The organism is Streptomyces sp. NBC_01003 (assembly GCF_045162695.1).
Lineage (GTDB): Bacteria > Actinomycetota > Actinomycetes > Streptomycetales > Streptomycetaceae > Streptomyces.
Genome location: NZ_CP108707.1, coordinates 9,043,265 through 9,054,976, shown reverse-complemented (window position 1 = coordinate 9,054,976; position 11,712 = coordinate 9,043,265). Strand labels below are relative to the sequence as shown.

General features: G+C 71.2%; 9 protein-coding genes. 7 read left to right on the top strand and 2 right to left on the bottom strand.

The window, feature by feature from the left end; genetic code table 11:
* Positions 1-83 precede the first annotated feature (83 nt).
* Positions 84-1,904, top strand: coding sequence for a serine hydrolase (locus OG698_RS41585; protein ID WP_406109368.1), 1,821 nt, complete (start codon positions 84-86; stop codon positions 1,902-1,904).
* Here the strand turns inward: OG698_RS41585 and OG698_RS41580 are convergent.
* Positions 1,893-2,498, bottom strand: a complete 606-nt coding sequence (locus OG698_RS41580) for a TetR/AcrR family transcriptional regulator (RefSeq protein WP_406109367.1) — start codon at positions 2,496-2,498, stop codon at positions 1,893-1,895. The genes OG698_RS41585 and OG698_RS41580 overlap by 12 nt on opposite strands.
* Before the next feature lie 156 nt (positions 2,499-2,654).
* Positions 2,655-3,860 (bottom strand): LacI family DNA-binding transcriptional regulator, encoded by a 1,206-nt coding sequence (locus OG698_RS41575; RefSeq protein WP_406109366.1) that lies wholly within the window; start codon positions 3,858-3,860, stop codon positions 2,655-2,657.
* Positions 3,861-3,985: 125 nt separating this feature from the next.
* Here OG698_RS41575 and OG698_RS41570 point away from each other — a divergent pair, with 125 nt between their 5' ends.
* From OG698_RS41570 to OG698_RS41545, 6 genes are all read left to right on the top strand, one after another.
* Positions 3,986-5,257, top strand: coding sequence for an ABC transporter substrate-binding protein (locus OG698_RS41570; protein WP_406109365.1), 1,272 nt, complete (start codon positions 3,986-3,988; stop codon positions 5,255-5,257).
* Between the two features lie 12 nt (positions 5,258-5,269).
* Positions 5,270-6,241, top strand: a complete 972-nt coding sequence (locus tag OG698_RS41565; RefSeq protein WP_406109364.1) for a carbohydrate ABC transporter permease — start codon at positions 5,270-5,272, stop codon at positions 6,239-6,241.
* The gene (locus OG698_RS41560; RefSeq protein WP_406109363.1) at positions 6,228-7,109 is read left to right on the top strand and encodes a carbohydrate ABC transporter permease; all 882 of its coding nucleotides are present in this window, start codon (positions 6,228-6,230) and stop codon (positions 7,107-7,109) included. The genes OG698_RS41565 and OG698_RS41560 overlap by 14 nt, the downstream gene beginning before the upstream one ends.
* 105 nt (positions 7,110-7,214) lie before the next feature.
* Positions 7,215-7,946, top strand: coding sequence for an SDR family NAD(P)-dependent oxidoreductase (locus OG698_RS41555; protein ID WP_406109362.1), 732 nt, complete (start codon positions 7,215-7,217; stop codon positions 7,944-7,946).
* A complete protein-coding gene (locus OG698_RS41550) occupies positions 7,934-9,724 on the top strand; it encodes a heparinase II/III family protein (protein ID WP_406109361.1) in 1,791 nt (596 codons plus the stop codon). Before OG698_RS41555 ends, OG698_RS41550 begins: the two co-directional genes overlap by 13 nt.
* Positions 9,725-9,782: 58 nt before the next feature.
* Positions 9,783-11,711 carry a hypothetical protein gene (locus OG698_RS41545; RefSeq protein WP_406109360.1) on the top strand — a complete coding sequence of 643 codons (1,929 nt, stop codon included), beginning with the start codon at positions 9,783-9,785 and terminating at the stop codon, positions 11,709-11,711.
* Position 11,712 lies beyond the last annotated feature (1 nt).

Genomic DNA, 11,712 nt, shown 5'->3' with positions numbered 1-11,712 from the left:
AGGCTTGACACGACCGGAACCTGACATGAAAGTTTCATGCGTCGAGCTAGATCCCGAAAGATTCTTTCAGAAGGGGTTCGTTCATGACCGACGGCGCGGCGGACAGATTGCACGGCACGGACGACGGGCTGTCCCGTCGCCAACTGGGCGCGGGTGTGCTGGCGTTGGGCGGGGCACTGGCCATCGCCCCGTTCCCGGCGGGGCCCGCCTCAGCGGCGGACACGCACACGGGCGGGCACGCCGACGGGCACGGAACCACGCTGCGCCGCGGGTCCCCCGAGCGGGCCGGCCTGATCGCCGGGCATCTGCGCCAACTCGTCGCCGACGCCGAGAAGTTCCTCGCCCCCTCCCCCAAGCACCCCTGGTACGCGGGCGCCGTACTGCTCGCCGGCCGCGGCGGCACGGTCGCACTCCACCAGCCGATCGGCAAGGCCGTGCGCTACTCGGCCTACGACGACAAGACCGACACGGGTGTGGAGTTCCCCGCCGACCAGCAGATCGCGGCGGCCGAGGACACGGTCTACGACCTGGCCTCCGTGTCGAAACTGTTCACCTCGCTCATCGCCGTACAGGAGATCGAGCGCGGCAAGCTGGAGCTGGAGGCCACGGTCGCCTCGTACATCCCCGACTTCGCGGGCGCCGGCAAGCAGGACATCACGATCCGTCAACTCCTCACGCACACCTCGGGATTCCGCGCCTGGATCCCCCTCTACAAGGAGACGACGCGCGAGGGCCAGCTCCGCCTCATCTGGAACGAGGCGCCTCTCAACCCGCCCGGCACCGTGTACCTCTACTCCGACCTCAATCTGATCTCGCTCCAACTGGTCCTGGAGAAGCTGACGGGCCAGACCCTGGACGTGCTCCTGCACGAGCGGATCACGGGCCCCCTCGGCATGCGCCGCACCCGCTACAACCCGCCCGCCTCGTGGAAGCCGAAGATCGCCGCGACGGAGGACGCGCGCCTGCCCTGGTCCGGCCTCGACCGCGGACTCGTCTGGGGCGAGGTGCACGACGAGAACGCGTTCGGGCTGGGCGGTGTGGCGGGCCACGCCGGTGTCTTCTCCTGCGCGTGGGACCTCGCGATCCTCGGCCGCACGCTCCTCAACGGGGGTGCGTACGGCAAGGCGCGCGTCCTGTCCGAGGAGTCGGTACGGCTGCTGTTCACCGACTTCAACCAGGCGTTCCCCGGCGACGAGCACGGCCTCGGCTTCGAGCTCTACCAGCACTGGTACATGGGCGCGATGGCGACACCGCGCACGGCCGGGCACACCGGCTTCACGGGCACGTCCATCGTCCTCGACCCGACGACGGACTCGTTCCTCGTCGTGCTCGGCAACTCCGTGCACCCCGTGCGTACTTGGCGATCCGGCTCCGCTCCCCGGGTCGCCACCGCGAACAACCTTGCCCGCGCCGTCGCCGTACGCCCCGCGCACGGGCGCACCGCCTGGTTCTCCGGCATGACGAGCGCCACGTCGGCGACACTCACGCTGCCCGGCCTCGACGTCACCTCCGACACGGCGGCCTTCGCCTGCGACCTGTGGTGGGACACGGAGCCCCACTCCGACTTCCTGTACCTGGAGGCATCGGCCGACGCCGGGGCGACCTGGCAGGCCCTGCCGTTCGCGACCACGCGCAAGGGTGAGAGCGCCGAGGACCACCCCAAGGGCATGGCCGACGGCTGGTCGGGCCGCGCCTGGCACCGCCTGACCGCCGCCCTCGGCGCCTTCAAGGGCAGCCAGGTCCGCCTGCGCTGGCGCTACGCGACCGACCAGTTGTACGTGGGGCGCGGGGTGTACGTGGACGGGGTGCGCGTCACCGACGGCCGCCGGACCGTGTTCGACGAGGCACGCCCGTCCGACGCGGCGCGGATCGAGGCGGTGGGGTGGTCGCGCTCAGAGGACTGAGCGCGGCACCGAAGACGCCGGGGACGCCTGGGCGGGCAGGCCGGGCCGGGGACGTTCGATCGCGTACAGCGTGAACGTCTCCAGCTCGGACGCCGCTGCGTCCAGGTCGAATTCGGGGTGCGTCAGCCAGTGGGACAGCACTCCCTCGATGGCGCCGCCGACGGCGAGCGCCACCACCTCCGGGTCGAACTCACGGAACACGCCCGCCCGTCGGCCGTCGGCGAGCAGCCGGGCCAGCATGCCCCAGCGCCCCACCGGGGACGCGGCGCCACTCCGCCGGTCGAGGAGCATCTCGGCGATGACGTGGACGTGGCGCCGCTCCGTGCGCTGGTAGCCGACCACCGAGCGCACATAGGCGAGGACGGCCCCCTTAGGTCCGGCCGCGTGTGCCACGCGCTCGGTGACGTACGCCGTGACCGAGTCGAGGACGTGCGTGAGGGGCGCCCGCGTCAGGTTGTCCTTGGACGAGAAGTGGTAGAGGACCGCGGCCTTGGACATCCCGGCCTGCTGGGCGATGGCCGACAGGGACGCCGCGGCACAACCCCTTTCGCAGATCAGGTCGATCGTCGCCTCGATGAGCTGACCGCGCCGCACCTGCTCGTTCGGGGTCGGCGTCGTGTCGGCACGGCGAGGAGCCTGACGGCGCCACCTCGTTCCTCCTCGAACCCCCTCGGTCGCTCGACCGTACCCCGGGCCCGCACGCTCTTTGACAGGCCCGACGTCCCCCATGCCCGGGCCTTTGTGCCCTCCTCACCGGGCACCAAGGCTTCCGGCGGGGCCCGCCGCGGTCGACTCCCGCACCACGAGCCGCGGCCGGATCAGGAGCGAACGCCCGGCACCCGACGTGGACTCGATGCGGGCGCGCAACTGCTGGAAGGTCTCCGCCGCCATCTCCGGGAGCGGCTGGCGGACGGTGGTCAGCGGAGGCTCGAAGAGCTCGGCGAGCAGGATGTCGTCGAACCCGACCACCGAGACCTCGCGGCCCGCGCTCAGCCCTGCGTCGCGCGCACCCCGGCACACGCCGATCGCGCACATGTCGTTGATCGCGACGAACCCGCTCGGCGGCTCCGGCGCGGCCAGCAACTCGCGCGCGGCCGAGCGGCCCAGCTCGGCGGACTCCTTGTCGCCGAACTCGCTGGTGGCCGCGCCCGGCCAGACGACCGCGCGGGCCGGGTCGATGCCCGCCTCCTCCAGGGCCGACCGGAAACCGCGCAGTCGCTCCCGCCGGTTGACGCTGTTGACCGAGCCCGAGACGAACGCGAGCCGCCGGTGACCGAGGTCGAGGAGATGGCGGGTGGCCAGTTCGGCGCCCATCGCGTTGTCGACGCTGATGCTGGCCAGGGACGGCGGGTCGCCGGCCTGGGCGGCGCGGTCGAAGGCCACCATCTTGAGCCCCCGCTTCAGCAGGGGCGCCACGTGGTCGAGCGAGGGGAGGGAGGAGCACAGCACCACGCCGCTCACCCCGTCCGCGAGAAGCTCCTCGCCGTACTTGAGCTCCCTGGCCGGGTCGCGCTCGCTGTTGCACAGGAGCACGTGGTAGCCCTCGGCGAGCGCGACGGCCTCCAGCTCACGGGCGAGAGCACCCCAGAACGGGTTCGCGACGGAGGGCACGATGAGGCCGATGACCTGGATGCGACCGGTGCGGAGCATGCGGGCCGCGCGGTTGGGCCGGTAGCTCAGCTGCTCTATCGCCTGCTCGACCCGGGCCAGGGTGGCGGGCTGCATCCGGTCGGTGCGGCCGTTGAGAACGTTGGACACCGTGCTCGCGGACACCCCGGCCGCCTCCGCGACCTGATGGATCGTAACCCCGTTCAATGCCGTGCCACCTCCGGCTAGCTGCGACTTCCCGACTGTCCCGTGCAGTGTTCCACTCCAGTGTACCGATTTACTAGATCTGGCTCGCAGGTTCAGCGAATCGGCAGCTCCCTGTGATCGGCCCAAAAGATTGTTGCGCACGGGCGGTTGACGCGTCTCACGAGCGGCTCCTAGCCTCACTGCATCGATTTACCGGCGTTTCCGGCCACTCACAGGCCACTCTCCGCTGTATCGATTGACCATCTCCGCCTCACAAGGGGTGTCCCATGGAACTCACGAGACGATTGCTGCTGACCGCACTCGGTGCGGGCACGGCGGCCGCGGTCACGGGCTGCGGCACCGGCTCCTCGTCCGGCGGCTCGGCCGGCGGCCCCGCAGAGGGTGAGATATCGCTGCTCACCCCGATCTTCGAAGGCTCCGACGGCAAGAAACTCCTGGAGCAGGAGATCCTCGGCGGCTTCCGCGAGAAGCACCCGGACGTCAAGGTGAACGTCGACTACACGACGTACACGCAGCTCAACGAGAAGATCACCACCGCGCTCGCGGGCGGGCTGCTGCCCGACGTGCTGATGATGGGCGTCGGCTGGATCCCGCCGTTCGCCGCGAAGAAGGTGCTCGCCCCGCTGCCCGAGTCGCTCGCGACCCGCCACGACTACGAGCCGCGAGTCCTCGAACCGTCCCGCTACGACGGGAAGCTGTACGCCCTCCCGACGGTGATGGCCACCCGGCTCGTCGCCTACCGCAAGGACCACTTCGCCGCCGCCGGCATCAAGAAGCCACCCCGCGACTGCACCGAACTGCGCGCCATGGCCAAGCAGTTGACCAAGGGCGACCGGCTGGGCTTCGACCCGTTCTCGATCGACCTGCGGCAGTGCTGGGAAACCTTCCTGTACGCCAACGGCGGCTCCCTGTTCAGTGCCGACGGCAAGAAGGTCGCCTTCACCGACGGGCGAGGGGTCGAAGCGCTGCAGTTCTTCAAGGATCTGAGCGCGGACGGCTCGGCCGACTACGCGAAGAAGACGGACGCGGACGCCGGGGCCCCCACCAACCTCCAGACGGGCAAGGCCGCCATGATGATGACCGGCAGCGGTCTGTGGAAGCAGCTCCAGGACCAGACGCCCGAGCTCATCGAGAAGGACCTGATCGGGGCGTTCGTGCTGCGCAACCGCAAGCCCGCGATGCTCACCGGCGGGACGCTCGTCACGCAGTCCGCGCACAGCCGGCACCCAGCGGCGGCCCGCGCCCTCGTCGAGTACCTCGCCGCGCCCGACTCCATCCTCGCCGCCGCCGAGCAGCGCGCCACCGTGCCCGGTCTGCGCGAACTGCGCTCCACCTCGTACGTCAAGAAGAACAAGCTCGTCGACTTCTCCCTGCAGAACCTCGGCAGCGCCTGCGCCGAAGGCGGCACGCCGGCCTGGATGGAGATCCGCGAGAAGATCAAGCCGACCCTCGAACCCGCCGTCGTGGGCGGCCGGTCCGCGAAGAGTGCGATCGCGGAGCTCGGGCGTCTCGCCGAGTCCGCCATCGCGCGGATGTGAGGGGCTGTCACCGTGGGAGCCCTCTCCGTGGTGAAGGCCGGCCCCGCGCGGCCGCCCTCGCCCCCCGAGTCACCGAAACCCTCTCGCGGCAAGGCCGTTCGCGGCGGCGCCGGTCCCGGCGCACGCCGCCGCAGGGCCGGTCTGCTGATGGTCGCGCCCGCCCTGCTGCACGCGGCGCTGTGGATCGGCCTGCCGGTCGTGGCCGCCGTCTTCCTCGCGTTCACGTCGTACGACGTCCTGTCCGCACCGAAGTTCGTGGGCCTGGACAACTTCCGCGACATGCTCGGCGACGACGTGTTCCGCAAGTCGATCCTGAACACCGTCGTGTACACCTTCTTCACCGTGCCGTTCGGCATGGCGCTCGGGCTGCTGCTCGCGCTCGCCCTGAACGCGGGGCTGCGGGCGCGCGGGGTCTTCCGGACCGCGATCTTCCTGCCGCAGGTCACCGCGACCGTGGCGATCGCCCTCGTCTGGCTGTGGATCTACAACCCGCGCAACGGCCTGTTCACCACGTTGCTGAGCATCTTCGGCGTGGAGAGCCCGGCCTGGCTCGCGTCCACGACATGGGCGATGCCGTCGGTGATCCTCGTGGGGATCTGGCAGGGCATCGGCATGAAGATGCTGATCTATCTGGCCGCGCTGCAGAACCTGCCGAGGGAACTGTACGAGGCCGCCTCCGTGGACGGCGCCTCGAAGGTGCGCCAGTTCTTCTCCCTCACGCTTCCCCTGCTCAAGCCCGCCACGTTCTTCGTCCTGATCACCTCGATGATCAGCGCGTTCCAGTCCTTCGACCAGATCTACATCCTCACCGACGGCGGCCCCGCCAACAGCACCACGATGATGACGTACGAGATCTACAAGTCCGCGTTCCGGGAGTTCCGTGTGGGCTACGCCTGCGCCCAGTCCCTCGTGCTGTTCGTCCTGCTGATGGCGTTCACCCTGGTCAACCGGCGGATGATGGGAGGCACCCGTGGCCAGGCTTGAGTCCCGTCCCCGGGTGTCGCCCGGACGCGTCGCCCTGTACGTGACGCTCGCGCTCGCCTCGCTCCTGATGGTCGTGCCGTTCGCGTGGATGGTGCTGACCTCGCTCAAGACACCGGCGGAGATCGCCTCCGAACACGCCGGACTCCTGCCGTCGCACTGGGAGTTCGGGAACTATGTCGACGCCTTCAAGGCCGCTCCGTTCGCGACGTACGCGCGCAACAGCTTCGTCATCGCGGTCAGCCACACGGTCCTCAACGTGCTCGTCGCCTCGATGGCCGGCTACGCACTCGCGCGGATCAGGTTCCGCGGCAGCGACCTCATCTTCTACTGTTTCATCGCCGCCCTGATGATCCCGACGTACACGAAGGTCCTGCCGGAGTTCCTGATCGTGCGGTTCATGCCGCTCGCCGGCGGCAACGACCTCTTCGGCCAGGGCGGCAGCGGCTGGCTCGACTCGTGGTGGGCGCTGATCGTGCCCGGGGCCGTGACCCCGTTCGCCGTGTTCCTGTTCCGGCAGTTCTACCTGGACCTGCCCGTGGAGCTGGAGGAGGCGGCGCGGCTCGACGGGCTGGGCGAGTTCCGGATCTACGCCCGGATCATGACCCCGCAGGTCAAGCCCGCCCTCACCACGGTGGCCCTGCTCACCTTCGAAGCGTCCTGGAACAACTTCCTGTGGCCGCTGCTCGTGACGCGGACCGACAGTCTGCGCGTCATCCAGGTCGGCCTGTCCGTCTTCAAGACGGAGAACGCCACGCAGTGGCACTTCCTGATGGCGGGGACGACGCTCGCCACGCTGCCGATGGTGATCCTCTTCCTCATCGGCCAGCGCTACTTCGTCCAGGGCTTCGCCACCGCCGGCCTCAAGTGAGCCTTCGCCCCATCCCCTCGTCCGTCCCCGCTGCCCCTCATCCCCCACTTGCTCGTGAAAGGGCCCTGTCCCATGTCTGTTGATCTCCAAGGTTCCCGTGCGCTCGTGACGGGAGCCGGCCACGGCATCGGCCGTGCCGTCGCCGTCGGACTCGCCGCGGCCGGCTGTGACGTCGCCGTGCACTTCCACAGCTCGCCCGAGGAGGCCGAGCGGACCGTCGCCGCGATCGAGGCGCTCGGCCGCCGCGCCAAGGCGTTTCGCGCGGACGTCACGGTGACCGCCGACGTGGACCGCCTCGTCGCGGAGGCCACCGGATTCCTCGGCGGTCTCGACGTCCTGGTCTGCAACGCCGGGCATCTCATCGGGCGGGTCACCGTCGCCGAGATGAGCGACGAGCACTTCGAGCGGGTCGTCGACACCAATCTGACGTCCACGTTCCGGACCTGCCGCGCCGCGCTCCCCCACCTCACCGGGTCGGCGGCCGGCCGGATCGTCACCATGTCGTCGCTGGCCGCGCACAACGGCGGCGGGCCCGGCTCCGTGCCGTACGCGGCGGCGAAGGCCGGGATCCGCGGCTTCACCAAGGCCCTGGCCAAGGAGGTCGCGGGGGCGGGCATCACGGTGAACGCGGTCGCGCCCGGCTTCATCAAGGGCACCGCGTTCCATGACACGTTCACCGCGCCCGAGGCCCAGCAGACGATGGAGGCGGGGATCCCCGTCGGCCGCGCGGGCACGCCCGAGGACGTGGCCGCGGCAGTGGTCCATCTCGCCTCCCCGGCCTCCGGTTTCCTGACGGGCACGACCCTCGACATCGACGGTGGCGTATGGCCGCGGTGAAGCGGATCCCCCGCGAGCGCGGCGGCTGGTGGCACGCGTACGTGTGCCCGGCGCACGGCGTCGAACTCGACCACGGCGACGTCCTCGGCGGCGCGTTCCCCAAGGACGGTGCGCGGTGTCCGCGCGGCTGCCGAGTGGACACCACCGCCGTGCGCGGCGCCTGGACCGTCCTCTCCCATCAGGCGTGGGCCCGCCGCATCCGTGTCCTGGCCGAGCTCGGCGAGGACACCGACGCGGTGTCCGGACTCGTCGAATACGTCTCTCTGTACGCGGAGTTGGCGGGCCGGCACCACGACGACGCGCAGCCGTGGATGCTGCGCGGCCGGCTGTTCCACCAGGCGCTCACCGACGCGATCTGGGCCGTGAACATCGGACACGCGACGTGGACGCTCGGCGCACGCGGCACGGCCGGGCTCGCCGCCGTCCTCCCCCTGCTCGACGAGCTGGAGCGGGCTGCTCTCGACGCCCGGGACGTGCTGGTCGCACGGGGCGACCTGGCGTCCAACTACACGACGTGGCTGACCGCGGCGGGGATCGCCACAGGGCGGGCCGCCGCGGCGGTGCGGGGCGTCCCCTGGGACGGGGCGAAGCAGTGGCTGGAGGGCCCGCACGGGCTGTACGCCCATCTGCGGGCCTGCGTCGCGGACGACGGCTGGGAGTGGGAAGGCAGCACGTACTACCACGGGTTCGTGCTGCGCGCGGCGCTCCTCGCGCTGCGCGGCACCGATCCCTCGGCGCTGCCCGGCGACGTGGCGGCCCGCCTCGGCGGCATGGTCGACGTCCTGGCGGCGATCGCCACGGACGGCGGTGTCCTGCCCGCCCTGCACGACGGCCCGTATCTGCGTGACCCGCTCTCCCTGGAGTGGCTCGAACTCTGCGCGCTGGCACGGCAGTTCGCGCCCGCGTCACGCATGGACGCGGTGGCGGCGAGGGCCCGCGCGGATCTCGCAGGCGCGGACGACGGCCTGGACCGGCTCCTCGACGGCTGGTTCACGGGCTCCCCGCTCCCGGAGCGCTCCGCACCCGCTCCGGTCACCGTGTTCGGCGACGCGGGTTACGCCGTCGTGCGCGCCGCGGGTGTCCACGCCGTCCTCGACTTCGGACCGCACGGCGGCTCACACGGCCACCGCGACAAGCTCTCCCTGTACCTGTACGGGGTGACGGCGCCCTGGCAGCCCGATCCCGGACAAGTCCCCTACGCCCACGAGGAGTTCCGCGACCTGTACGCCTCCACTGCCGCCCATCCCTCGTTCCGCGTGGACGGCGCCGAGCAGGCCGAGTGCGCGGGCGGACTGCTGAACGCGGACGACACGTCGGCCACGGCCGAGGTGACCACGGCCTACGACGGGGTCCGCGCGGTCCGGCGGGTCGAGGCGGGAACGTGCCACCTGGTCGACGTACTGACGGTGACCGGAGAGCGGGACGCACTCGGACGGGTCGCGGTTCAGCTGCGGCCCGGCGTCGCCCTCGACCTCCAGGTGCAGGCGTCCGGTCCGGTGCGCACCACCTGGTACGGGGACGAGCTGCTGCACGGCTGGCACACCGCGTCCGCACCGGTCCGGCCCTTCTGCAGGCCGGGTCCGGGTCCCGCTGACGATCCCCAGCAGCAGCGCAGCTGGGTCGACTTCACCGCCCGGGACACGACGCGGGTCGTCTTCGCGTCGGTGTACCAGTCGGCGTCCGCGGGGCCCGCCGTGACGGACGTCCGGCTGACCGAGGAGGGCCTGGTCGTCTCCCTGGCCGACGGCTCCCGCCGCGTGCACCGGACGGAGGCCTGAGATGCTCCTGTCCGCGACGCCGCCTCCAGGCCCCCGCCCGTTCCAGGAGCGGCGGCTCATGGACGAGGCCGTCCGCCACCGCGCACTCGCACCGCCCCGCCGGCACCCCGAGGCGTCGATCACCTGGCTCGGCCCGGCCGCGTCGAACCCCGCTCTCGCGTACCGCGTGAGCGGCGACCCGGCGCATCTGGCGGAGGCCGAGCGCTGGATCGGGGCGGCGACGGGTTTCCCCCACTGGGGCAGGGCCCACATGCCCGACCACGACCTGGACGCGGGCTGGCTCCTGCACCATCTCGCCCTGGCCCACCATTGGCTGGGCGACGCCCTGTCCGACGAGACGCACACGCTCCTGCGGTACAAGCTGATGGTGCAGGGCCGACGCCTGTACGACTTCGCGGTGGCCACGGAGGGCCGCTGGTGGTCCTCCTCGTACTGGCAGAACCACAACTGGATCTGTTACGCGGGCCTGGCCACCGCCGGCTACGTCCTCGGCCGCGAGGAGTGGACCGAGCGGGCCAAGGACAACCTGGGACGCGTCCTCGACCTGCTCCCCGAGGACGGCTCGCACGCCGAGGGCGTCGTGTACTGGCGCTACGGCGTGCCCTGGCTGGCGATCCACCTCGATCTGCTCCAGGAGTGCGAGGGTCTCGACTGGTGGGGACGCAGCGGGTTCATGGAGAACACGTTCCGCTTCCGGCTCCACCAGTCGGCGCCCGGGTTCGCCGAACAGACGGGACACGGCGACTGCCACGACCGGCTCAGCGGGCACAGCGCCGCGCTCTACCACCGCCTCGCGGCCGCGTACGGGATCGGCGAGGCCCAGTGGCTCGCCGATCTCGTCGGGCGCGAGCTGCTCGGACGCGAGGCGGCCGACAGCGGGGTCCGGCCGGGAATCCTGCCCGAGGCCTACCTGGAGTACCTCTGGTACGACCCCTCTGTCGGGGTCCGCCCGCCGGCCGCGTCCGACACCCACGCCCACTTCCCCGACCTGGGCCTCGTCACGGCCCGCACGAGCTGGGCCGACGACGCGACGTTCGTGTCGTTCAAGGCCTCGCCCGGCGGCGGTCACAAGGCGTGGGAGACGGCGGCGAAACACCGGGCGGAGCTCGGCTGGGACACGCTCGACACCGGCCACCACCACCCGGATTCGGGCTCGTTCGTCCTGCTGTCGCAGGGCGCGTTCCTCGCGGTCGACGAGGGCTACAGCAACCGCAAGCGGGCCGCGCATCACAATCTCCTGCTCGTCGACGGGCAGGGTTTCGCCGACGAGGACCGCTATCACGTCTACGAGGGCATCCCCCACGAGCGCCGGGCCCGGATGCGCGACGTCCTCGCGGGCGGTGGCTGGGCACACGGCACGGCGGAGATCGGCGCCATGTATGACCCTCACCTCGGGGTACAGCGCCTCGACCGCACCCTGGTGTGCACACCGTCGGGGCGACTGGTGCTGCTCGACCTGGCGCAGGCCCAGGAGGGCTTCGCCCGCGAGTGGACGTTCCTGCTCCAGACCGACGAGCCCACGGTCCCCGAAGGTGTCGGGTGTACGCGGATGATCCGGGCGGGCGAGGCGCGCGCGACGGTGACCAGGCTCGCGCCCGACGACGTCCGCACGGAGTCCGGTGTGACCGAGGTGGCGGCCAACCCCACGTCCAGCACGCCGGAGTTGACGCTCACCAGGACGCTGCACACGCTGCGGGTGACCACACCTGCCGCTCGCCACGCCACGTTCCTGACCGTGATCGAGCCGGGCGCACAGGTCAGCGCACGCGCAGTGGACTGCGCGCACGGGCACGGCGTGACGTTCGGGTCCGAGACCGTGCTGCTCTCGCCCGTGGAGCGGCGCGTCGAGGGGGCGGGTGTGCGGGCCGACGCGGCGGCGGTCCTCTTGAGCGAGGGCCGGCCGGTGCACGTGGTGGCCGCACGGCGTGTGGAGGTGGACGGCCGCGTCGTCCTCGACGTTCCCGAACCGTTCACCGGAGGTGTGTGAC

Bases quoted from the DNA above. Each gene is read 5' to 3' on its own strand.
- OG698_RS41570 (WP_406109365.1), top strand. From the start codon at position 3,986: ATGGAACTCACGAGACGATTGCTGCTGACCGCACTCGGTGCGGGCACG.
- OG698_RS41550 (WP_406109361.1), top strand. From the start codon at position 7,934: ATGGCCGCGGTGAAGCGGATCCCCCGCGAGCGCGGCGGCTGGTGGCAC.
- OG698_RS41585 (WP_406109368.1), top strand. From the start codon at position 84: ATGACCGACGGCGCGGCGGACAGATTGCACGGCACGGACGACGGGCTG.
- OG698_RS41545 (WP_406109360.1), top strand. From the start codon at position 9,783: ATGGACGAGGCCGTCCGCCACCGCGCACTCGCACCGCCCCGCCGGCAC.